Here is a 21,826-nt window from a genome sequence, read left to right as displayed (position 1 = left end):
CGAGAAAAGGGATTCGTTGCGCCCGCTTGACCTCGACCTTGCTTGAGGTAGCAGGCTCCTCGTGAAAGCGCTGATGAGGAGGAGTCGGATATGCGTGCTGTGTGGTTGAGGGAGTTCGGCGGGCCCGAGGTGCTGGTCCCGGGGGACGTGCCCGATCCGGTGCCGGGCGAGGGGCAGGCGCTGGTGGAGGTCGAGTTCGCCAACATCACGTTCGTGGAGACGCAGACGCGGTCGGGCTCCGGTCCGATGCCGGTGCGGTGGGAGCCGCCGGTCATCCCGGGCAACGGGGTCGGCGGCGTGGTCACGGCGGTCGGCGAGGGCGTTGACGGAGCGCTCGTCGGACGGCGGGTCGTCAGCAGCACCGGCGGCACGGGCGGCTACGCCGAGAAGGCCGCCGTGGACGCCCAGGGCCTGTTCGAGGTGCCGGACGGCTTGGCCCTCGATGACGCCGTGGCCCTGCTCGCCGACGGGCGGACGGCGACGATGATGACGCGTGCGGCCCAGCCTCGCGAGGGCGAGCGTGTCCTGGTGGAGGCGGCGGCCGGCGGCGTCGGGACGCTCCTCGTCCAGCTCGCGAAGGCGCAGGGTGCGACGGTCGTCGCGGCGGCGCGAGGCCCCAGGAAGACCGAGCTGGCGTTGCGGCTGGGCGCGGACGAGGCCGTCGACTACGGCGAGCCCGGCTGGGCGGAGAAGGTCGGCCCGGTGGACGTCGTCTTCGACGGGGTGGGCGGTGACGTGGCCCGCGAGGCGTTCGGCCTGCTCGGGAAGGGCGGGCGGATGGTCAGCTTCGGGCTCGCCAGCGGGAAGTGGGCGAGCATCCCCGAGGAGGACGCCAAGGAGCGCGGCGTGGCGCTCGTCCGGCCCGGCGCCTCGCCTGAGGAGATGCGGGAGTTCACGCAGAGCGCGCTGCGCGAGGCGGCGGCCGGACGGCTCAAGCCGGTGATCGGGCAGCGCTTCCCGCTCGACGACGCGGCCGGGGCGCACGCGGCGATCGAGTCGCGCGGCACCGTCGGCAAGACCCTGCTGGAGGTCAGCCGACCCGCTTGAGGAACGCGACGAGCGAACGCTCGTAGGCGGCCGGGTCGACGTTCCAGGACTCGGTGTGGTCGCCGGGCGTGGGAATGTGCGTGACCGTGCCCGGCGGCGCCTTGCGGGCGAACGCGAAGGCGGGGGCGTTGGCGACGGTCTCGTCGTCCTCGGTGGTGAACATGAGGACCGGCGTCCGCAGGTGGGGCGCGAACCGGCGCATGTCGAAGTCGGTGAGGTCGATGCCGATGCGCCACTGCAGGACGCGCTTGGCGACGTCGGTGATGAAGCCGGGCAGGTGGCGGGCGTCGGCCTGCTTGTCCAGGGTGGCGTTCCAGTCCAGGACGGGGGAGTCGAGCACGACCCCGCGGACGAACGTCGGGTCCCGCTGCAGCGTCGTCATGACCATCGCGCCGCCCATCGACCACCCGTACAGGACGACGCCGGTCGCGCCGTGGGCGCGTGCGTAGCCCATGGCGGAGATGACGTCGTGCCACTCCTTGTCGCCCAGATGGTTGTGGCGGTCCTTGGAGGGCGGCGCGCCCACGTCGTTGCGGTAGGCGATGGACAGCATCGGCATGCCCAGCGCGTGGACGGCCCGCATGACGCGGAGCGTCTCGGCCTTGTCGGCGTTGCGTCCGTGGACGCCGATGACCCAGGTGCGCTTGGAGGACGTCCCCGGGACGAGCCACGCCGGCATGGGCCCGACCTCGGACGGATACGTGACGTCCTGGAACGGCAGCCCGAGCGCCGTCTTCGGGTCGCCGTCGTACATCCAGTGGTCGATCATCGCGGGGGCGTCCTTCAGCAGGGCGCCCTCGACCGACGTCACCTTCCGGACCACGTGCTCGTCGTTCGCGCCGACGACGGGCCCGAGCAGGGCGCGGCCGCCCCGCCAGACGAGGGACCACGTGCCGGGGCGCTCCGTCCCCGGTTCGCGGGGGAGCGTGACGGTGCCGTTCCCCGCGTCCTCGATGGTCAGCGGGTACTCGGCGGAGTGGTCGACCTCGATGGCGACGCCGGCGAAGTACCAGCCGATGCCGCCGACGAGCGCGCACAGCAGCGCGGTGATCGTGACGACCGCCGACATCAGCGGGCGGGTAGGGCGGCGCCGCCGGGACGGCTGGCCGGGGGACGCCGGGACGGACGACGCGGGTGCAGCGGTGGACACGACATACGAAAGTAGCCTCCCCCGAGCGTCGCGAATGCCCGGGTTAGAGCGCAATACATTGATTAGTGCGGTTAACCTGCCGATCAGGTGCCAAAGGAGGAGCCATCCGGACGGAGGGACGCGGGGTGACGGGCCAGGACGACCGCGTCGCGGAGTACGAGGGCCGGATCGCGGATTTCGCGCGGCGGCTGGCTCCGCCCGGCTGGCGGCGGCTCGACCTGCACTGCGTCGCGACGGTCGCCGTGAGCGACGTCGCGCTGACGGTGCTGACGGGCGAGGGCGGGATCGTGACGGCCGAGGGCGTCCCGGAGGAGCTGACCGGCCTGCTGATGGACCTGCGCCGCGCGCACTACCTGTCCGAGCAGGGCACCTGGTTCTCGATGACCATGATCATCGAGCCGGGCGCGGCGCGCCCGCTCTACAACTACGACTTCGACCCGCTGTGGGACCCGCCGATCCCGGTGGACTGCTGGCGCCGCGACCAGATCGTGATGCCGAGGGACGGCGCCAACATGCCGGGCTGGCTGCGCGACCGACTGGAGGGCCGCGAGCCGGCCGACCGCCCGGCGCCCGATCCCGGGCCGCTGAACCCGGTCGAGCAGATGGAGCTGCTGTCGAACCAGTTCGCCGTCCTGGTCGCCGACCGCGCGCCGGCGCTGTGGGAGCGGGTCTCCGGGCACTACCAGGCGGTCGGCGGGCACGCGGAGCTGCCCGCCGCCACCGTCCACCTGGGCGGCGGCGCCCGGACCTCATGGACGCCGCCCGCCGCTGCCGCCGCCCTCCTCGACCGGCTCCGCGCCGGGACGCACGCGTTCCAGGGCTCCACCTGGTTCCGGATCGACTTCGAGGTCCTGTACGAGGACGGGGGCGTGCGCTGCCGCGCGAGCTTCGCCCATGACGACGAGCCGCGCTGGGAGAAGGAGCCGTCCGCCGGCGACGTCCGGCGCGAGCTGGAGCGGTTCCCGCGCGAGGACGTCCCGGAATGGATGACACGGCGGCTCGGGCCGCGCCCCCAGCCCGTGACCGTGGCCGACACGCCGCCGCCCCGGCCGAGCTCCGGGCTGCGCAGGGCCAGGATCTTCGACCACGCGGGACCGGACGGGAGCCGTCCCGCCGTGTCCCGCCCGGCCGTCCCGCCGGACGAGGCCGGACGCGTCGCCGAGTACCTGCGGCAGGCCCCGACCGTCATGGCCGCCCGTTCCAACGCCCCCGACCGGCTCGACCCGTCGCGCGGCACGGTGGTGCCGCTGACCTTCCACACCGACGGGACGTGGGTGTGGTCGGGCGCGGTGGCGTACTACCTGAGCGAGCACGGCGTCCCGCCGGAGCCCGACCTCGTCGCGCACATCAGGGCCAACGGCTTCCGCGTCCCGGCGGTGGACGACGACACCATGGACGCCGCGAACGCCTCCGTCACCGGACGCGCCGCGCCCGAACGCGTCCGGACCGAGGCGGGCCCCGGCTGGGCGGAGAGGCTCCAGCACCGGCTCGACCAGCTCCGCGTCGACCGCGCCGCCTACCGCGTCGACGACACGGCCGAAGGCGTCTGGTGCCTGACGTCGGAGCCGGGCCGCTGGTCGGTGTTCCAGATGCGGGACGGCGAGCGCCGCAAGGAGGCCGTCTTCGACGACGCCGAGCAGGCGTCCGCGCACCTCCTCGGACAGCTCCTGCTCGACCCGCGCCACACCGTCAAGGACGGGCCGTTCGAGCCGCTCAAGGGCGAGCCGCCGCTGTCGCTCCTGCGCGACCGCCACGTCATGGAACTGGCCGCCGGGACGGAAGTGGACCGCTACGGCGGCTCGGACGGGAACGTGACGTACGCGGCCCGCACGCCTTATCCGCAGCGGTCGCTGCCGGCCGAGTGGCGCGACCGCCCGTACCGCGTCTACCGGTTGCGGCGCCCCATGGAGGCCCTGACCGGAACGGCGATCCCGTGGTTCGGCCAGCCGGGCGGCGGGACGGCGCACGTGTTCAGGAGATCGGTCGCCGACCTGCTCGCCGACGGCAGCATGATCGAGGTCCCGAACGGCTGAGCGGGACCGGGGCAGCGGTCAGGCCTGGCCGATCGCGGAGACCAGTCCGAGCGCCAGCACCAGGTCGAGGTGGATGAAGGTCTCCAGCTTCGCGCCCGGCGGGACGTCCCGGTCGGCGGCGAGCCGGTCGAGGACGGCCAGCGCGGCGGGCCCGTCGAGGTCGTCGGCGAGCGCGGCCATGGCCTCGTCCGCGTACTCGCGGCTCATCGGACGCCCCGGGGACGTCGCCCACTCGGCGACCTTGCCGCGCCACGCGTCCAGCCGCTCGGCGGATGCCGCCACCCTCTCCCCGGACAGCTCCAGAGACTCCTTGTAGGGGACCTCCAGCATCGCCAGGCGCGCGGCCGACGGGTCTGGAGCGGACCCGGTCTCCTGCGGCACGACCAGGCACAACGCGTCCATGTCGGCCCTGCCGGTCACGTAGACGTCGGCGTCCGGGAGCACGTCCTCCAGCACCTCGAACGGCTGGACGCTGTAGTCGTCCAGCCCGGTCGCGGTACTCGGGGTGCTCACGACCCGGACGCGGCGCCCGGCCCGCTCGGCGACCCGCCGCAGCAGGTCGGCGACGACCGCGCGGCGGTACCCGCCGTCCGGCCCGTCCGAGGAGTCCACGACCTGGACGCGCAGCCCGCGCCCGGCGGGCAGCGCCTCAGCCCGCCCCGTTCGATGGTCGTACAGCCGCAGCATGCCCCCACCCTAGGCGGGGGCTGCAGATCCTGTCTCGAAGTGGCCTCGGCCACGTGCGCGAACGCGTGACCTGGCCGGTGGAGCGAAGCCGGAGGCGAGCGGAACCGGGCAGATCGCGAAGCGATGCCGCGTTCGCCCAGGCCCGGTCACGTAGCGAGCCGCCAGGCGAGCGAAGTGGGCCGGGACTTGATTACACGCCTACAGCGGGTGGTCGGCGGCCAGCGGGCCGAAGGGCGCCGGCGCGGCGCCGTCCGACCGGCGGACGGCCGCGAACCGCAGTCGCACGTAGTCGGCGACCCATCCCGACTCGCGGCGCAGTGCGGGCGCGGCGAGGTCGTTCACCCGCTCGAGCAGCGGGTCCACCAGCTCCGGCGGGACGTCGGCCAGCGCGCGGGACGCGTAGGCGCGCACCCAGTCGGCGGCGCCGTTCGGCCCCTCGGTCATCCGGGTCGGGCGGTCGGCGTGCTCCAGCAGCCGCAGCGTGAACCCGGCCTCCTCCAGCTTGGCCGCGTACTCGGCCGGCGACGGGAAGTACCAGGGCAGCTCGGGCTCGCCGAGGCCGAACACCCGCCACGCCGTCTGCATCGCGACGATCAGCTCCGCGCAGTTCCCCGCGCCGCCGAGCTCGCCGACGAACCGGCCGCCGGGGCGCAGCGCCGCGTGCACGCGGCCGATCACCGCGTCGGGGTCGCGGGTCATCCAGTGCAGCGCCGCGTTCGACGCGACCGCGTCGAAGGACTCGCCTACGGTGAAGTCATGGGCGTCGCCGACGATGAACGACAGCCCCGGGTTCATGGCGGTCGCCTGCGCGACCATCTCCGGGCTGCCGTCGATGCCCAGCACCTCGGCGCCCCGTTCGGCGATCTCCGCGCTGAACGAGCCGGTGCCGCATCCGAGATCGATGATCCTCTCGCCGGGCTGCGGATCGAGCAGATCGACAAGGGGCGCACCGTGCGCGGACACATACCCGAAGGCGGAGTCGTACGTCGTCACGGCCCAGTTCACTGTCATAATTTATCGGACATCGCCCAATGGTGAGGTGGGGTTGCCGTGGCGGACGTCACGTCGGAGATCCGCGTCGTGGGTGCTGAGGGCCCCGAAGGCCTCTCCCTGCGCACCTCCGGCCTGTCCGCCAGGGGCCTTCCGGAGTTGCGCGCCGACGGGCTGCCGCCCTATCTGGGGCAGGGCTGGGCGCGCGTCCTCGCCGCACTCGCGCAGCGGCTCGCCGCCACCGGCGAGGTCCCGGACGAACTCGCGCCCGGCGTCGAGATCCGCCTCGTGCCGGCGGAGGACGGCACCCTGGAGCCCGTCCCGCCGCAGGGGCGCGACCTCGGCGAGTGGCGCCGCGACGTGCTGATCCGGCTCTTCCCCGAAGCCCGGAGCTGACGGCCCGGACCTGGCCGCCCACCCGCGAGGGGCCGGTTCCTAGAATCGGATTCTGACAACCGGCTGGAGAAGGGTGCGCGAGGTGCCGTACGCAGAGATCGAGTACGAGGTCCGGGACGGGATCGCCACCGTCACGCTGAACCGGCCGCAGAAGATGAACGCCTACACGTTCGTCATGCGCAACGAGATGCTCGACGTCTTCGACCGGATCGACGCCGACGACGAGGTCCGCGCGGTCGTGGTGACCGGCGCGGGGCGCGCGTTCTGCGCGGGCGCCGACCTGAGCGGCGGCGGCGACACCTTCGACAAGGACAAGTCCAAGGACATGTTCGCGGGGGAGGACGACGTCCTGGAGGACGGCACCCCGCGCGACGGCGGCGGGACGGTCGCGCTCCGCATCGCCCGCTGCCTCAAGCCCGTCATCGGCGCGTTCAACGGCGCGGCGGTCGGCGTCGGCGTGACCATGACCCTGCCGATGGACGTCCGGCTCGCCAGCGAGAAGGCGAAGTTCGGCTTCGTGTTCGCGCGGCGCGGGATCGTCACCGAGGCCGCCTCCGGCTGGTTCCTGCCGCGCCTCGTCGGCATCGCGCAGGCCATGGAGTGGGCCGCCACGGGCCGGATCTTCGACGCGCAGGAGGCGCTCGCGGGCCGTCTCGTCTCCCGCGTGTACGCGCCCGACGAGCTCCTCCCGGCCGCGTACGGGCTCGCGCGGGAGATCGCCGACAACACCTCGGCCGTCTCCGTCGCCGCGATCCGCCGCCTCATGTGGTCGGGCCTGTCCGCGCCGTCCCCGTGGGACTCCCACATCGCCGACTCCCGCCTCATGGCCTCCCTGGGCGGGGCCGCCGACGCCGTCGAGGGCGTCTCGTCCTTCCTGGAGAAGCGCGACGCCGCCTTCCCGCTGCGCGTCAGCAAGGACCTCCCGCCCGAGGTCCCCGACTGGCCCGTCCGCTGAGCCGCGCCGTCCGGGCCGCCGTCTCGCGGCGGCCCGGACGTCCACGGCGACCCCGGTGAAAGGCGGGTGAGCGGGACGTCGCATGATGGAGGGGAATCCCCGGGGCGTCCCAAGGACGATCTTGATTTTCCGGACCATCGGGAAGCGTGTTCCATCGGTTACGGAGGGTATTAAGCCGCCCGAGGCCACACGTTACGGGGGTGCCTGGTGCGGATCAGGAATTGTGCCGTCATCGGTGTCGGACTCCTGCTCGCGGCCGGTTGCAGCCATGCCGACCGGCAGGCGCGGACCGCAGGTGAGCACGGCAGGCTCAAGGGCAAGGCCCCGGCCACGAGGCCGCCCGCCCAGACGCCGCCTCCGCCAAGGAAGATCGACTGCGACCGGGTGAAGTGCGTCGCGCTGACGTTCGACGACGGGCCCGGCCCGTACACGGCGCGGCTGCTCGACACGCTCAAGAAGAACGGCGTGCGCGCCACGTTCTTCATGCTCGGCGAGAACGTCGGCGCCCACCGCGACGTCGTGCGCCGGATGGCGCTGGAGGGCCAGGAGGTCGCCAACCACACCTGGTCGCACCCGGACCTCACCACGCTGTCGCCGGCGGAGGTGCGGTCCCAGATCCAGCGCACGCAGAAGGTCGTCAAGGACGCCTCCGGCGTCCTGCCCACGCTGGTCAGGCCGCCCTACGGGTCGGTGAACAAGCGCGTCGAACGGGCCGTGGGGATGCCGCTGATCCTCTGGAGCGTCGACACGCTCGACTGGCGCTACCGCGACGTCGCCCGCGACACGCGCGTGGGGGTCAAGGAGCCCAAGACCGGCGGCATCGTCCTGTTCCACGACATCCACAAGCCGAGCGTCGACTCCATCCCGAAGGTGGTGGAGGGCCTGCGCAAGCGCGGGTTCACGTTCGTGACCGTCTCGGAGCTGCTCGCGGGGCGCCGGCTCCTGCCCGGCGCGTCCTACAGCGAGCGGACCCCGCCGCCGACCCCGGTCACGGCGAGCCCGCCGCCGACCCCGGTCACGGCGAGCCCGCCGCCGACCGGCTCCTCCGCGCCCGCCGCCCCGCCTACCGCAGGCTCCACGGGCTCTATGCGAAGCGGCCCAGTGCCCGCCCCCGCGCTCCCCGGGCTGGACGCTCCCCGCTAGTCGTCTTCGGGGTCTCGGCGGGGGCGTCGTTTCGGTGGGGGCTGGGGCGGGACGACCTTCGCGGCGACCATGGTCCGCTCGGGCACCTCGACGAGTTCGCCGTTGCGGCGCCGCACCGCGAGCGTGCCGCCGGACCATGATTCGAGGACGCCCACCACGTCGCTGTACTCTCCCGTTGGCAGACGGCGGCGCAGCGAGATCCGCTGACCCACGTCCGCGCTACTGATGGCCACCACCAGGCGTGCGGCGAAGCGGCCGGACATGTAGGGACCCCCATGTCGAATCGTCGGCGGCGGGGTGGCCATACTATTCACAGCGAGCTTGCGGTGAGCCGTGACGTGCGGCGGGGCCGGAAATCCGAGAGGAGTCACTGACGTGACCTACGTCATTGCGCAGCCCTGCGTGGACCTGCTCGACAAGGCATGCATCGAGGAGTGCCCGGTCGACTGCATCTACGAGGGGAAGCGTCAGCTCTACATCCACCCGGACGAGTGCGTCGACTGCGGTGCGTGCGAGCCGGTTTGCCCGGTTGAAGCCATCTACTACGAGGACGACGTCCCCGAGCAGTGGAAGGACTTCTACAAGGTGAACGTGGAGTTCTTCGACGACCTCGGCTCGCCCGGCGGCGCGTCCAAGGTCGGGAAGATCGACAAGGACCACCCGATCGTCGCCGCGCTGCCCCCGCAGAGCCACGACGACTGATCGCGTGCGGGGTCTGGAGCGCTCCTTGAGGGCGCGTTCCGGGGGCCGCCTGCGTCGAATACCGGGCCGTGGTCGGGAACGACTGCGGCCCGGTGGGTTTTCTCAGAGGAGGTAAGGGCGTTGTTCACGTTGCCGGACTTTCCGTGGGATCGGCTCGCGCCGTACAAGGAGCGGGCGCTGGCGCACGCGGACGGCATCGTCGACCTTTCGGTCGGAACGCCCGTGGACCCGACGCCCGAGCCGATCAGGGAGGCCCTCGCCGCCGCGTCCGACGCGCCCGGCTACCCGCAGACCTACGGGACGCCGGCGCTGCGCGAGGCGGTCGCGGGATGGCTGCGCCGCCGCGCCGGGGTGTCCGGCGCCGACCCGGACGCCGTGCTCCCCGTCATCGGCACCAAGGAGCTCGTCGCCTGGCTGCCGACGCTGCTCGGCGCCGGCCCCGGCGACAAGGTCGTCTTCCCCGCGCTGGCCTACCCGACCTACGACGTGGGCGCCCGGCTCGCCGGCGCCGACCCCGTCGCGACGGACGGCCTGCTCTCCCTCGGCCCGGTCAACCCGAAGATCGTGTGGGTGAACTCGCCGTCCAACCCGACCGGCAAGGTGCTGCCCGCCGAGCACCTGCGCAAGGTCGTCGCGTGGGCGCGCGGCCGCGGCGCGGTCGTGGTCAGCGACGAGTGCTACCTGGAGTTCGGCTGGGACGAGGCGAACCCGCCGATCTCGATCCTGCACCCCGACGTCTGCGACGGATCCCACGAGGGCCTGCTCGCGCTGAACTCGCTGTCCAAGCGCTCCAACATGGCGGGCTACCGCGCCGGGTTCGTCACCGGCGACCTCGCGCTGGTGAAGCGGCTGCTGGAGGTCCGCAAGCACGCCGGAATGATCGTCCCGGCGCCGGCGCAGGCCGCGATGACCGTGGCCTACGGCGACGACGCGCACGTGGACGAGCAGCGGGCCCGGTACGCGCGCCGCCGCGCCACCCTGCGCGCCGCGTTCGAGAGGCACGGCTTCCGGATCGACGACTCCGAAGCCTCGTTGTACCTGTGGGCCACGCGGGACGAGCCGTGCTGGGAGACCGTCGCCCACCTGGCGTCCCTCGGCGTCCTGGTGGGCCCCGGCGAGTTCTACGGCCCGGGCGGCGCCCGGCACGTCCGCATCGCCTTCACCGCGACCGACGAACGCGTCGCCGCGGCCGCCGAACGCCTCTGACCCCGTCCGGCCCCTCGCCGGTGAGCGGGTGGCCGTACCAGGTCGGCGGCCGGTTCCGGTCGGGTTGCCGCCCAGGAAATACGGTGTTTCCGGACAAAACCGCATCTTCATTTGATACGTCTGATCGCGGTATGGGCTTGATAGGCCACAGTCGGTAGGATCCGCAGGTCTGGCCCCCGAAAACGGACGAAACGATGGAGGTGCCGTGGGCAAAGCGGCGATAGTGATCCTGCTGGCACTGATCCTGGTCGCCTTGGTCGTGCTCATCGCCGTCCTGCTGCGGCGCCGTTCGGGCGCCCCGGCGCCGGCGCCCGCCCCGGCCGCACCGCGCGACCCGTTCGCCGCGGAGGACCAGGTGGCCGGCGACCCGCGCGCCCTCAAGGCCGGAGACATGGTGGAGTACCTCGGCACCCGCTACTTCGTCCGCGGCTCGCTGCGGCTGAAGGAGGGCGGCTTCACCTGGAGCGAGCACCTCCTCGACGCCGACACGATCGAGGGCACCAAGGTGTGGGTCTCCGTCGAGGAGGACCCCGACCTCGAGGTCGTCTGGTGGACCGAGCACGACATCGGCGACCTGCGGCCCGGAGAGAAGACCATCGTCGTGGACGGCGTGGAGTACCGCCGCGACGAGCACGGCACCGCCGACTACACCAGCGAGGGCACGACGGGCGTCGGCGTCCAGGGCCGGGTCGAGTACGTCGACTACGAGGGCCCGGGCGGCAGGTACCTGTCGTTCGAGCAGTACGGCGGGGGTCAGTGGGAGGCGGGCCTCGGCGAGCGCGTCCCGGCGGGATCGATGACGATCTACCCGGGCGGCGGTAGCTGACCTTGCGGGCCGTCCTCGACACCCCCTACGCGGACGCCCGCGCCGACGGGCTCTCGTTCGCGCTCGGCCTGCCGCCGCTGGACGCCCTCGCCGTCCTGCCGGTGGAGCGCGCGGGCCTGACCGTGGAGCTGCGCCTGCTCGGCGCGTCCCACCAGGTCATCGCCGGGCCGCTGAGCGAGACGGTGGCGTGCCTGCCCGGCCGCGCCGAACCCCTGCCGGGACGCGCGGTGACGAGCGTGCCCGGCTGGGCCTACGACTTCGCCGCGACCACCGCGGCGCACAGCGACGGGACGGCGTTCGCCCGTGCCGTCGAGGCGGTGTGCGCGCGGCTCGCGGACCGCGGTGACGCGCTGACCGGGTCGTTCCCCGGTTCCCCGCATGCCGTCACCGCCCTTGCCTTGGAGGACACGGCGGACCAGGAGGCCGGGTTCGGCTGGCGCACCTGGCACGCCTACCCGCAGACCCGGGAGATCGTGATGACGCGGAGCCGGCTGGTGAGACCTCGTGAACGGTAGGAGCCAGGTGAACAACAGGTACCGGGTGGCGGGCGCCGTGGTCGCCGCGACCCTGACGGCGGCGGCGCTCAGCGGCTGCGGGCAGTCGCAGTCGTCCTGGATCGCCGACAAGTACAGCAGGGACGGAGTGGGCGCCTACCGGTCGCCGAAGCCCCCGCGGACGGTGGCGTCGGAGATCGGCCGCAAGTTCAAGCCCATCGACCGGGTGGACGACATGGCCACCAGGGGCGCCAACGGGGGCATCTTCATGCGCTACCCGAAACTCGTCGTCGGCGTCCTGCCGAACGGGACGGGCAGCCGCATCACGGTCGACAACCCGCGCAGCGGTTACAGCCGCCACTACTCCCATGTGGCCGGGCGCTGGAGCAGCCCGGGCAGCAACGGATGGACCAGCAGGGGCGCCGCGTCGTTCCGCGGCGGCGGACCGGGCTCCGGCAAATGAGGCATCGGGCCGACCAGGGCGTCGGGCAGACGAGGAGCGACACATGAACGACGACATCCTTCACGAGATCGGGGCGACCTTCGCCTACGGCGCGGTCGGCATCGCCCTGATGGCGATCGGCTACCTGGTCGTGGAGGTGACGACGCCCGGCAAGCTCGGCAAGCAGATCTGGACCGAGGGCAACCGGGGCGCCGCGCTCCTGCTGGCCGCCAAGCTCTTCGGCACCTCCGTGATCGTCACCACCGCGATCGTGACCAGCGACAGCGACCTGACCGACGGGCTGGTGGACACCGCCGTGTTCGGCGGGATCGGCATCGTGCTGATGGTCGCGGCGTTCTTCCTGCTGGACGTGCTCACGCCCGGCAAGCTCGGCGCCACGCTCGTGGACGCGGGCGGGACGGGCACCGCGATCCACCCGGCGGGCTGGGTCGTCGCCGCCGCCGACCTCGGGGTCGCCGCGATCGTGGCCGGGGCGGTCTCCTGACGTCCCGCGACCTGGACCAGGCGGCCCTGCCGTCCGGCACGGCCTCCCCGGAGCCGTCCACTCCCGAGGGGGACGGCCCGGGGAGGTCGCGTGTCACGGCGCGGGCGGCGCGCGCGCTCGTCCTCGCGGCCGTGTTCGCGTGCGCGGCGTGCGGGCTGGTGTACGAGCTGGCCCTGGTGGCGCTCGGCAGCTACCTCGTCGGGAACTCCGTCACGCAGGCGTCCATCGTCCTGTCGGTGATGGTGTTCGCGATGGGCGTCGGCTCGCTGGCCGCCAAGCCGCTGCAGGGCCGCGCCGTCGTGGCGTTCGCCGTCATCGAGGGCGCGCTCGCGCTCATCGGCGGCGTGTCGGTCCTCGCGCTGTACGCGGCGTTCGCATGGCTCGACCTCTACGTCCCGGCGCTGGTGGTGGTGTCGTTCGCGGTCGGGGCGCTGATCGGCGCGGAGATCCCGCTGCTGATGACCCTGCTCCAGCGGATCCGCAAGCAGGACGCGGGGTCCGCGGTGGCCGACCTGTTCGCGGCCGACTACGTGGGCGCGCTGATCGGCGGCCTGGCGTTCCCGTTCCTGCTGCTGCCCACGTTCGGGCACATCAAGGGCGCGCTGCTCGTCGGCGTCGTGAACGCCGTCGCCGGCATGGCGGTCGTGCTGTGGCTGTTCCGGCGGGAGGTCGGGCGCGTCGCCCGGATCGCGCTCGCCCTCGGCATGGTCGCCGTCCTCGCCGTCCTCGGCGGGACGTACGTGCTCGCGGACGGGTTCGAGGTGTCGGCGCGGCAGGCGCTCTACGACGCCCCGATCGCGGTGGCGAAGCGCACGAAGTACCAGGAGATCGTCATCACCCGGCGGGCCGGGCTCGGCCCCTCGGACCTGCGGCTGTTCCTCAACGGCGACCTCCAGTTCTCCTCGGCCGACGAGTACCGCTACCACGAGTCGCTCGTCCACCCGCTGATGTCGGGGCCGCACGGGCGGGTGCTGATCCTCGGCGGCGGGGACGGCCTGGCGCTGCGCGAGGTGCTGCGCTACAAGGACGTCCAGAGCGCGACCCTGGTCGAACTGGACCCCGAGATGATCCACCTGGCCCGGACGTACGGGCCGCTGGAGTCCCTCAACCGGCACGCGTTCGAGGACCCGCGCGCCGAGACCGTCAACGCCGACGCGTTCTCCTGGCTGCGCCGCCTCGACCGGCGGTTCGACGCGGTCATCGTGGACATGCCCGACCCCGACGACGTGTCCACCGCCAAGCTGTACTCGGTCGAGTTCTACGGGATGGTGAAGCGGGCCCTGGCTCCGGGCGGGCGGATCGTCGTCCAGTCCGGGTCGCCGTACTTCGCGCCCAAGTCGTTCTGGAGCATCCAGAAGTCCATCGCCGCCGCCGGGCTCGCGACCACCCCGTACCACGTCGACGTGCCGAGCTTCGGCGACTGGGGGTACGTCCTCGCGGCCCCCGGGAAGCGGCCGCCCGCGCTGGGCCTGGCGCCCGGCGTCTCGGGCCTGCGCTTCCTCGACGGGCCGGTGCTCCAGGCGGCGGCCGTCTTCCCCAAGGACCGCCGCGTGCGGGACGTGGACGTCAACACCCTCGTCCACCCGCGCCTGGTCGAGTACGAGGGCCAGGAGTGGAAGAACTCCTAGCCGGGTCCGGGCGGCCTAGTCGGGGACCGACCGGCGGAGCGCCTTGTCGACGGCCCGCTGGAACGAGGTGACCAGTGACTGGATCATCAGCGGCTTGAGCTTCCCGGCCATCTCCATCAGCCGTTCCCGCTCCTGCGGCGCGCGCCCGCCCGCCCGGTAGGGGCGGACGACGGTGTCCTGGAAGACCTGCTGGAGCTCGGCGGCCAGCGCGGTCGTGTGCCGGTCCACCGCCTGGTACGAGGCGATCAGCGTGTCCAGCGGGAGCGGCAGCGCGGCCAGTTCGGCGCTGACGCCGAGCAGCGCGGGGCTGACGACCCGCACCTGGCCCGCCGGGTCGTCGGAGATCTGCTCGACGACGCCGAGGGCCTCCAGCCGCTTGATCGTCTCGTCGTCGAGGTGGCGTCCGGCGCGGCGGTCCAGCTCGTGCCGGTCGAGGTCCTCCGGACGCTCCGGCGCCCAGGGGGACAGCAGGGCGCGCTGGAGGGCGAGGTCCTCGGCCGGCGCGTCCAGCGGGATGCGCTTCAGGTGCTTCTCGATCGAGGCGAGCGTGAGCCCGAGCGACTGGAGCTCCCGGACGAGTTCGAGCCGCGCGAGATGGTCGGCGCCGTAGAGGCCCGTCCGGCCGCGCAGCCTCGGCGGGGGCAGCAGCCCGCGGCCGGCGTAGAACCGCACGGTGCGGACGGTGACCCCGGCGCGCGCGGCCAGCTCGTCGACGGTCAGTTCCATGCCGCCCTCACTGCCGCCTGCCTCCATGCCGCCGCTCCCGGGCCGCCCGCCGCTATGTGACAGCACCAGTGTTACATTAATCGTGTATCAGCGCGCACTTACCTGAGCGCGCACCGGTCGGCGCCACACCTGTCAGCACGTACTAAGTAGGGAGACCGCGGATGGGACGCGACATCTACACCGAGGAGCACGAGGCCTTCCGCGACATGGTGCGCTCCTTCATCGCCAAGGAGATCGCCCCCCACCACGAGCAGTGGGAGAAGGACGGGATCGTCTCGCGCGACGTGTGGCTGGCCGCGGGGCGCGCGGGCCTGCTCGGCATCGACATGCCGGAGGAGTTCGGGGGCGGCGGCGACCCCGACTACCGCTACTACGTGATCTTCAACGAGGAGCTGGCGAAGGCCGGCGTGCACGGACCCGGCTTCGCCGTCCACAACGACATCAACGGCGGGTACCTGCGGCAGCTGTGCACCCCCGAGCAGCAGCGGCGCTGGTTCCCCGGCTACTGCTCCGGCGAGCTCGTCACCGCGATCGCGATGACCGAGCCCGCCGCCGGGTCCGACCTGCAGGGCATCAAGACCACCGCGGTGAAGGACGGCGACCACTACGTCCTGAACGGCTCGAAGACGTTCATCTCCAACGGCATCCTCGCGGACCTGGTCATCGTCGTCGCCAAGACCGACCCGTCCGCCGGGGCCAAGGGCGTCAGCCTCCTCGCCGTCGAGCGCGGCATGGAGGGCTTCGAGCGCGGCCGCAACCTCGACAAGGTCGGCATGCACGCCCAGGACACCGCCGAGCTGTTCTTCGACAACGTCCGCGTCCCCAGGGAGAACCTCCTCGGCGAGGAGGGCATGGGCTTCATCTACCTCATGCAGAACCTCGCCCGGGAGCGGCTGTCCATCGGCGCCACCGCGCAGGCCGCCGCCGAGACCGCCTTCGAGCAGACGCTGGAGTACTGCAAGACCCGCGAGGCGTTCGGCCGCCCGATCGGCAAGTTCCAGCACAACCGGTTCACGCTCGCCGAGATGAAGACGGAGCTGACCGTCTCGCGCTCCTTCACCGACGAGTGCATCGTCAAGGAGAGCAGGGGGGAGCTGACCCCCGACGAGGCCGCGATGCTCAAGTGGTGGAACACCGAGCTGCTCAAGCGGGTCGTGGACCGCTGCGTCCAGCTCCACGGCGGCTACGGCTACATGACCGAGTACCCGATCGCCAAGGCCTACCAGGACGTCCGCATCCAGACCATCTTCGGCGGCACCACCGAGATCATGAAGGAGATCATCGGCCGCGGCCTCGGCGTCTAGCCCGCGCCCCGCGCCCCGCGCGCCCATCGCCCGGGCCGCCGCCGCGCTCGCCGCGCTCACCGCGCCGAAACCTCCCGGCTGCCACGTTGGGCGCGTGAACACACGCGAGGAAAGGGTCGTACGGCTCGGTTCCGTACGCAGGACATTCGGCGACGTCGCCGCGCTGGACGGGGTGAGCCTCGACGTCCGGCGCGGCGAGTCCGTCGCGGTGATGGGGCCGTCCGGCAGCGGGAAGTCGACGCTGCTCAACATGGTCGCGGGACTGGACCGCCCGACGGCGGGCTCGGTGGCGGTGGACGGCGACGACCTCACCGGGATGGGCGAGGCGGCCCTGGCCCGCTTCCGCCGCCGCCGGATCGGGATGGTCTTCCAGTTCTTCAACCTGCTGGACGACCTGCCCGCGCTGGAGAACGTCGCGCTGGCCGCCCGGCTGGCCGGCGTCCCGGCGCGCAAGGCGCGGGCCCGTGCGCTGGAACTGCTGGACGAACTCGGCGTCGCCGACCGCCGCGACGCCTACCCGGCGGTGCTCAGCGGCGGCGAGCGGCAGCGCGTCGGGGTGGCGCGGGCGCTGGTGAACCGGCCGGCGCTGCTGCTTGCGGACGAGCCGACCGGCGCCCTCGACAGCGCGACCGGCGAGCAGGTCGCCGGGCTGCTGCTCGACCTCAACCGGAAGGGCCAGACGCTGCTGCTGGTCACCCATGACCAGGGCCTTGCCGACCGGTGCGCGTCCCGCCTGGTCGAGTTCAGGGACGGCCGGATCGTCCGGGAGTCGGCAACGGGCGGCGGCGCGCGGGAGACGGCCGAGACGCGGGCCGTCCGATGAGCGCGGTGTGGGCGGCGTCGCGGGCCGGGGTGCGGCGGCGCAGGGTCCAGTCGGCCAGCATCGCCGTCGTCGTGGCGCTGTCCACGGCGACGCTCGTGTTCGGGCTCGGCCTGCTGGCCGCGTCGCGGTCCCTCTTCGACGACGCCTTCGCGCAGGCGCGCGGCGCGCACGCGACGGCCTCCTTCGACGCCGCGCGGGTGAGCGCCGACCGGCTCGCCGCCACCGCCCACGCGCCCGGGGTCACCGCCGCCGCGGGCCCGTTCCTTACGGCCGTCCTGCCCCGGGACAAGGGCCCCATGGGACCCGGCGGCGACGGCCTCCTGGTGGTCGGACGAGACGACCCCGGCGGCCCCGTCGACAGGCTCACCCTCACCCAGGGCCGATGGGTCCGCGGACCGGGCGAGGTCGTGCTCCGCGTCAAGCCCGGCGGCCCCTTCAGGCTGGGCGGCAAGCTGACGCCCCAGGGCCTGCCCGAGCTCACGATCGTCGGATTCGCCGACTCCGCGACGGACGGCTTCATGGGCTGGGTGACCCCCGCCCAGGTCGCCGCCTTCCGGCCGGACGGGCTCCAGATGCTCTACCGGTTCGACCGCGCGAAGGGCGCGTCCGAGGTCCGGCAGAGCCTGGCGACCGCGACCGCCGGGCTGCCGATGCGCGGCTACGACTCCTACGTCACCGCCGAGCGCTCCTTCGAGAAGAAGTTCAACCAGCTGATCCCGTTCGTCACGGTCTTCGGCGTGCTCGCCATGGCCGTGTCGGTGTTCATCGTCGCCAACGTGGTCAGCGGCGCGGTGGTCTCCGGGTTCCGGCACATCGGCGTCATGAAGGCGCTCGGCTTCACCCCGGCGCAGGTGACCGCCGTCTACGTCGTGATGGTCGCCGTCCCGGCGCTGCTCGGCTGCGCGGTCGGCCTGCTCGCGGGCCACCTGCTCGCCCTGCGGATCGCGGCGAGCGTCGCGGCGGGCTTCGAACTGCCGTCGGCCGGGGGAGCGGCGCCCGTGCTCGACCTCGCCGGGGGCGCCGGGGTCCTCGCCCTGGTGGTGCTGGCCGCCGTCCTCCCGGCGCTGCGGGCCGGACGGCTCCCGGCGGTGCAGGCGATCAGCGCCGGGACCGTGTCGCGCCGGGGCCGCGGGCGGCGCCTCCAGCGGTGGCTGCTGCGCACCCGGCTGCCCGTCCCGGCCGGGCTGGGCCTCGGGCTGCCCGCCGCCCGCCCTGCCAGGACGGCGCTCACCCTCGCGGGGCTGTGCCTTGGCGTGACCGCGGTGACCATGGGGTTCGGGCTCCAGCAGACCGTCACGAAGATCACGACGGCGGACACCGAAGGGCACACCTCCGTCGTCGCGGGCGTCGCCCCGAGAGCCTCCGGCGGCATGACCGACGACAAACTGGAGGCGCTGCTCCGAGCCCAGCCGGGGACCGCCCACATCATGTCGTTCGCGCCCGCGAACGTGCGGATCCCCGGGGTGCCGTCGAGCCTGTCGGCCGAGGCCTACAGCGGCGACTACCGCCCCTTCCTCGGCGACGGCCTCGTCCGCGGACGCTGGTTCTCGGGCCCCGGCGAGGTCGTGCCGAGCGAGGCGTTCATGCGCCTCCACGACCTGGACGTGGGCGACACCCTCACGCTCCAGACGGCGGACGAACCGGTCAAGGTGCGGATCGTGGGCGCGTTCGCCCATCCCGACACCGACCGCCTGATGCTCGACACCGCCGGCCTGCCGGCCGCGGCGACCAAGGACCAGCCGCACCCCTTCTCGGTGATCCTCACCAAGGGGACCGACCCGTCCGACTACGTCCGCCGGCTCACCGCCGCCGCCCCGCCCGGCGGGCTGTTCGCCGAGCCCGTGCGGCCCGACCTCGGCGAGGGCGCGGTCTTCGGCGGGCTGTTCCTGCTCTTCTCGCTGATCATCTGTGCGGCGGCGGGGCTCGGCGTCCTCAACAGCGTGCTGCTGAACGCCAGGGAGCGCGGCCGGGACCTCGGCGTGCTCAAGGCGGTCGGGACGACCCCGCGGCAGGTCGTCGCCATGATGGTGACGTCGATGGCCGCCCTCGGGATCGCCGGCGGCGCGCTCGGGGCGCCGCTCGAGGTGCTCGTCCACCACGGCGTCGTGGTGCTCACCGGCGACATGCTCGGCAGCGGGATGGCGTCGTCCTGGATCCACGTGTACTCGTGGACCGTGCTGGTGCCGCCGGCCTGCGCCGGGCTGGTCGCGGCCGTCCTCGGCGCCTGGCCGCCCGCCCTCCGGGCCGCCGCCACCCGCACCGCCGCCGTGCTGCGCAGCGAGTGAGGGTCACGTGAGGGCCACGGTGACCGACAGCCCGCCGTCCGGGTTCGCCGTGGCCCTCACGTCGCCGCCGTGGGCCCGGGCGATGGCGGCGACGATCGACAGCCCGAGCCCCGCGCCCTCCGCCGACCCGGTCCGGTCGGCGTGCAGCCTCCGGAACGGCTCGAACAACTCCTCCACCTTCTCCGGCGGGACGATAGGCCCGGTGTTGCGGACGACCAGCGCCTCCTCCGACAACTCCACGCGGACGTCCCCGCCGGGCCGGTTGTGCCGGATCGCGTTCTGCACCAGGTTCGCGGCCATCCGCGTGAGCAGCACCTCGTCCCCGGCGACGGTCACCGGCCGCGTCTCGGCGGCGACGGCGATCCCGTCGCGTTCGGCGGCGGCCGCGTTGTCCTCCACGACCTGACGGACGACCGCTTCGAGGTCCACCGGCGCGCGGGCGTCGAGCCCGCGTTCCCCCTGCGCGAGGACGAGCAGGCCCTCGATCAGCCGCTCGGACCGCAGGGTGTTGCGCAGCATCTCGGCCCGGACCTCGGCGAGCCGCTCCGGCGAGGGGTCCGCGAGCCCGACCTCCACGGCGGTCCGCTGGATGGCCAGGGGAGTGCGCAGCTCGTGGGACGCGTTGGCGACGAAGCGGCGCTGGCTGTCCACCGCCTTCTCCAACCGGTCGATCATGGCGTCGAAGGTGTCGGCCAGCTCCTTCAGCTCGTTCTGCGGCCCGTCCAGCGCGATGCGCTCGTGCAGGGTGGACAGCGACAGCCGGCGCGCGGTCGCCGTGATGCTGTGCAGCGGCCGCAGCAGCCGCCCGGTCAGCCACCAGCACACCGCGAACGCCAGCACCGTGATCACCACGATCGCGACCAGGATGACGAGCCGCTGCGACCCGACGACGCTGTCCTGGAACTGCTCCGGCCCGACGACCTTCTTCGGGCCCTGCCGCGTTCCGGGCTCCACGAACTCGAACCGCGGCGTCGGCGCGACCGGCGCCGCCGGCGGGCACGGCATGTCCTCGGGAACCCCCTCGCATGCGACGGGATTCGGGTGCACGGGGACGTCCTGGACGCGGTCGTTGACGATCCTCTTCTGGATCCACAGGACGGCGCTGAGCACGCCCAGCGTGATCACGGCGAACAGGCCGCCGTACAGCAGCGTCATCCGGGCCCGCACCGTCGCGGGCATCACAGCCGGTACCCGCTTCCCGGAACGGTGACGATGACGGGCGGGTCGCCGAGCTTGGCCCGCAGCTTGCTCACGGTCACCTTGACCACGGTGGTGAACGGGTCGGTGTTCTCGTCCCACGCCCGTTCGAGCAGCTCCTCGGCGCTGACCACGCCGCCCCGCGCCTGCATCAGCACCTCCAGCACGGCGTACTCCTTGGGGGACAGCGCCAGGCGGCGGCCGTCCCGGGCCACCTCCCGCCGCGCCGCGTCCAGCGTGAGCCCGCCCCGCACCAGCACCGGGGGCAGCGGCGGGACGTTCCGCCGCGCCAGCGCGTGGATCCGCGCCACCAACTCGTCGAACGCGAACGGCTTGGCCAGGTAGTCGTCGGCGCCGAGGTTCAGCCCGTCCACCCGCTCGTGCACCGCACCCGACGCGGTCAGCATCAGGATGCGCACCCCCGCCTCGCGCTGCGCCAGCTCCCGGCAGACGTCGTCGCCGTGCACCAGCGGGAGGTCGCGGTCCAGCACGAGGACGTCGTACTCGTTGACCGCGAGCCGCTCCAGCGCCCCCGCCCCGTCATAGGCGACGTCCACCGCCATCGCCCGCTTCCGCAGGCCTTCCGCCACCAGATCGGCCAGGAAGCGCTCGTCCTCGGCCACGAGTATCCGCATCCCGCCATTCCCCCAGAACCGCGATAAAACGGTGGTTAACACCCCCAGAAATGGGCTGTGGTGCCCCGAGGAGGCCTCGGGGCACCACAGGTGTCATCAGACGCCGAACGCGGCGGGGTACTGGATGGTGCCGGTCGGGACCGGGCGGGTCTCGTCCAGCGCCATCGCCATCATGGCCTCGTCCGGGACCTCGAAGGGCGCGCGGATCCCGAAGCGGGAGGCGGGGACGAAGCCGAACCGCGGGTAGTAGTCGGCGTGGCCGAGGACCAGGACGAGGTTCTCGCCCATGGCCCGGGCGGCGTCCAGGACGGCGCGGATGGCGGCCGAGCCGGCGCCGGTCCGCTGGAACGACGGCAGCACGGCGCACGGCGCCAGGGCGAGCGCCGGCTCGCCGTCGACGTGGCAGCGGGTGATCAGCGCGTACCCGACCGGGGTGCCGTCGGGCGTCGTGCTGACCATGGACAGGCCGTCGATCCACGCCTCCGCGTCGGCGCGCAGGGCGTCGACGATGCCGGCCTCTTCGGCGGTGGGGAAGGCGGCCAGGACGATCTCGCGGATGGCGGGCACGTCTTCGGCGGTCTCGGGGCGGGTGTTCCAGGTGGTCATGGCGGTCCTGCTCTCGTCGGTGGAAGCGTCGTCGTGAAGGAGGTGG

Annotated in this window: 23 protein-coding genes; 15 read left to right on the top strand and 8 right to left on the bottom strand. The window is 73.0% G+C overall.

Translation table 11 applies throughout. From position 1 onward, the window contains the following. Positions 1-90: 90 nt before the first annotated feature. Positions 91-1,047, top strand: a complete 957-nt coding sequence (locus AB0C21_RS28535; RefSeq protein ID WP_500208333.1) for a zinc-binding dehydrogenase — start codon at positions 91-93, stop codon at positions 1,045-1,047. Here AB0C21_RS28535 and AB0C21_RS28530 read toward each other — a convergent pair. Further along, entirely contained in the window at positions 1,031-2,197 is a 1,167-nt protein-coding gene (locus AB0C21_RS28530; protein ID WP_500208331.1) for an alpha/beta hydrolase family protein, read from the bottom strand. The genes AB0C21_RS28535 and AB0C21_RS28530 overlap by 17 nt on opposite strands. Positions 2,198-2,322: 125 nt before the next feature. On the opposite strand from AB0C21_RS28530, the gene AB0C21_RS28525 reads away from it, so the two are divergent. Then, positions 2,323-4,230, top strand: coding sequence for a glycohydrolase toxin TNT-related protein (locus tag AB0C21_RS28525; protein WP_500208330.1), 1,908 nt, complete (start codon positions 2,323-2,325; stop codon positions 4,228-4,230). An 18-nt stretch (positions 4,231-4,248) separates the two neighbouring features. Here AB0C21_RS28525 and AB0C21_RS28520 read toward each other — a convergent pair whose 3' ends face one another. After that, positions 4,249-4,917 (bottom strand): hypothetical protein, encoded by a 669-nt coding sequence (locus AB0C21_RS28520; protein WP_500208329.1) that lies wholly within the window; start codon positions 4,915-4,917, stop codon positions 4,249-4,251. A 198-nt stretch (positions 4,918-5,115) separates the two neighbouring features. Next, positions 5,116-5,928, bottom strand: a complete 813-nt coding sequence (locus tag AB0C21_RS28515; RefSeq protein ID WP_149260796.1) for a class I SAM-dependent methyltransferase — start codon at positions 5,926-5,928, stop codon at positions 5,116-5,118. A 39-nt stretch (positions 5,929-5,967) separates the two neighbouring features. Between AB0C21_RS28515 and AB0C21_RS28510 the strand changes: the two genes are divergently transcribed. The 3 genes from AB0C21_RS28510 to AB0C21_RS28500 all read left to right on the top strand — a co-directional run bounded on the left by AB0C21_RS28510 (position 5,968) and on the right by AB0C21_RS28500 (position 8,401). Beyond that, a complete protein-coding gene (locus AB0C21_RS28510) occupies positions 5,968-6,303 on the top strand; it encodes a hypothetical protein (RefSeq protein ID WP_500208327.1) in 336 nt (111 codons plus the stop codon). A gap of 82 nt (positions 6,304-6,385) precedes the next feature. Then, the gene (locus AB0C21_RS28505) at positions 6,386-7,258 is read left to right on the top strand and encodes a crotonase/enoyl-CoA hydratase family protein (RefSeq protein ID WP_500208325.1); all 873 of its coding nucleotides are present in this window, start codon (positions 6,386-6,388) and stop codon (positions 7,256-7,258) included. A 207-nt stretch (positions 7,259-7,465) separates the two neighbouring features. After that, positions 7,466-8,401 carry a polysaccharide deacetylase family protein gene (locus tag AB0C21_RS28500; protein ID WP_500208324.1) on the top strand — a complete coding sequence of 312 codons (936 nt, stop codon included), beginning with the start codon at positions 7,466-7,468 and terminating at the stop codon, positions 8,399-8,401. Here the strand turns inward: AB0C21_RS28500 and AB0C21_RS28495 are convergent. Then, positions 8,398-8,664: a putative acetyltransferase gene (locus AB0C21_RS28495; RefSeq protein WP_149260793.1), complete on the bottom strand. Its 267-nt coding sequence runs from the start codon at positions 8,662-8,664 to the stop codon at positions 8,398-8,400. The two genes, AB0C21_RS28500 and AB0C21_RS28495, sit on opposite strands and share 4 nt — an antisense overlap. Before the next feature lie 112 nt (positions 8,665-8,776). On the opposite strand from AB0C21_RS28495, the gene fdxA reads away from it, so the two are divergent. From fdxA to AB0C21_RS28460, 7 genes are all read left to right on the top strand, one after another. After that, on the top strand, positions 8,777-9,103 hold the full coding sequence (gene fdxA / locus AB0C21_RS28490) for a ferredoxin (RefSeq protein WP_149260792.1): 327 nt from the start codon (positions 8,777-8,779) through the stop codon (positions 9,101-9,103). 120 nt (positions 9,104-9,223) lie between these two features. Next, entirely contained in the window at positions 9,224-10,309 is a 1,086-nt protein-coding gene (gene dapC / locus AB0C21_RS28485) for a succinyldiaminopimelate transaminase (RefSeq protein WP_500208323.1), read from the top strand. Between the two features lie 205 nt (positions 10,310-10,514). Continuing rightward, complete coding sequence (locus AB0C21_RS28480; RefSeq protein WP_149260790.1) at positions 10,515-11,135, top strand: DUF4178 domain-containing protein; 621 nt, start codon at positions 10,515-10,517, stop codon at positions 11,133-11,135. Positions 11,136-11,137: 2 nt separating this feature from the next. Beyond that, a complete protein-coding gene (locus AB0C21_RS28475) occupies positions 11,138-11,650 on the top strand; it encodes a DUF2617 family protein (protein ID WP_500208321.1) in 513 nt (170 codons plus the stop codon). Between the two features lie 7 nt (positions 11,651-11,657). Further along, positions 11,658-12,092 (top strand): DUF4247 domain-containing protein, encoded by a 435-nt coding sequence (locus tag AB0C21_RS28470; protein WP_500208320.1) that lies wholly within the window; start codon positions 11,658-11,660, stop codon positions 12,090-12,092. 43 nt (positions 12,093-12,135) lie between these two features. Next, entirely contained in the window at positions 12,136-12,576 is a 441-nt protein-coding gene (locus AB0C21_RS28465) for a DUF350 domain-containing protein (protein ID WP_500208319.1), read from the top strand. A 131-nt stretch (positions 12,577-12,707) separates the two neighbouring features. After that, positions 12,708-14,204, top strand: a complete 1,497-nt coding sequence (locus tag AB0C21_RS28460; protein WP_500208317.1) for a polyamine aminopropyltransferase — start codon at positions 12,708-12,710, stop codon at positions 14,202-14,204. A gap of 15 nt (positions 14,205-14,219) precedes the next feature. On the opposite strand, the gene AB0C21_RS28455 is transcribed toward AB0C21_RS28460, so the two are convergent. Beyond that, a complete protein-coding gene (locus AB0C21_RS28455) occupies positions 14,220-14,996 on the bottom strand; it encodes a MerR family transcriptional regulator (RefSeq protein WP_500208315.1) in 777 nt (258 codons plus the stop codon). 95 nt (positions 14,997-15,091) lie between these two features. Between AB0C21_RS28455 and AB0C21_RS28450 the strand changes: the two genes are divergently transcribed. From AB0C21_RS28450 to AB0C21_RS28440, 3 genes are all read left to right on the top strand, one after another. Beyond that, a complete protein-coding gene (locus tag AB0C21_RS28450) occupies positions 15,092-16,234 on the top strand; it encodes an acyl-CoA dehydrogenase family protein (RefSeq protein WP_500208314.1) in 1,143 nt (380 codons plus the stop codon). Between the two features lie 94 nt (positions 16,235-16,328). Further along, positions 16,329-17,057, top strand: a complete 729-nt coding sequence (locus AB0C21_RS28445) for an ABC transporter ATP-binding protein (RefSeq protein WP_500208312.1) — start codon at positions 16,329-16,331, stop codon at positions 17,055-17,057. After that, positions 17,054-19,342 carry an FtsX-like permease family protein gene (locus AB0C21_RS28440; protein ID WP_500208311.1) on the top strand — a complete coding sequence of 763 codons (2,289 nt, stop codon included), beginning with the start codon at positions 17,054-17,056 and terminating at the stop codon, positions 19,340-19,342. The genes AB0C21_RS28445 and AB0C21_RS28440 overlap by 4 nt, the downstream gene beginning before the upstream one ends. A 3-nt stretch (positions 19,343-19,345) precedes the next feature. Here the strand turns inward: AB0C21_RS28440 and AB0C21_RS28435 are convergent, their stop codons facing one another. The 3 genes from AB0C21_RS28435 to AB0C21_RS28425 form a co-directional block, all read right to left on the bottom strand. Next, complete coding sequence (locus AB0C21_RS28435) at positions 19,346-20,521, bottom strand: sensor histidine kinase (RefSeq protein ID WP_500208309.1); 1,176 nt, start codon at positions 20,519-20,521, stop codon at positions 19,346-19,348. Then, positions 20,521-21,174: a response regulator transcription factor gene (locus tag AB0C21_RS28430; protein WP_500208308.1), complete on the bottom strand. Its 654-nt coding sequence runs from the start codon at positions 21,172-21,174 to the stop codon at positions 20,521-20,523. The genes AB0C21_RS28435 and AB0C21_RS28430 overlap by 1 nt, the downstream gene beginning before the upstream one ends. Before the next feature lie 96 nt (positions 21,175-21,270). Then, positions 21,271-21,780, bottom strand: a complete 510-nt coding sequence (locus tag AB0C21_RS28425) for a GNAT family N-acetyltransferase (RefSeq protein ID WP_500208529.1) — start codon at positions 21,778-21,780, stop codon at positions 21,271-21,273. Positions 21,781-21,826: the final 46 nt, after the last annotated feature.

It is taken from the genome of Spirillospora sp. NPDC049024, assembly GCF_040649235.1.
In the GTDB taxonomy this organism is placed as follows: domain Bacteria; phylum Actinomycetota; class Actinomycetes; order Streptosporangiales; family Streptosporangiaceae; genus Spirillospora.
Note: the sequence above shows the minus strand (reverse complement) of the source record. Positions and strands in the feature narration are given on the sequence as shown.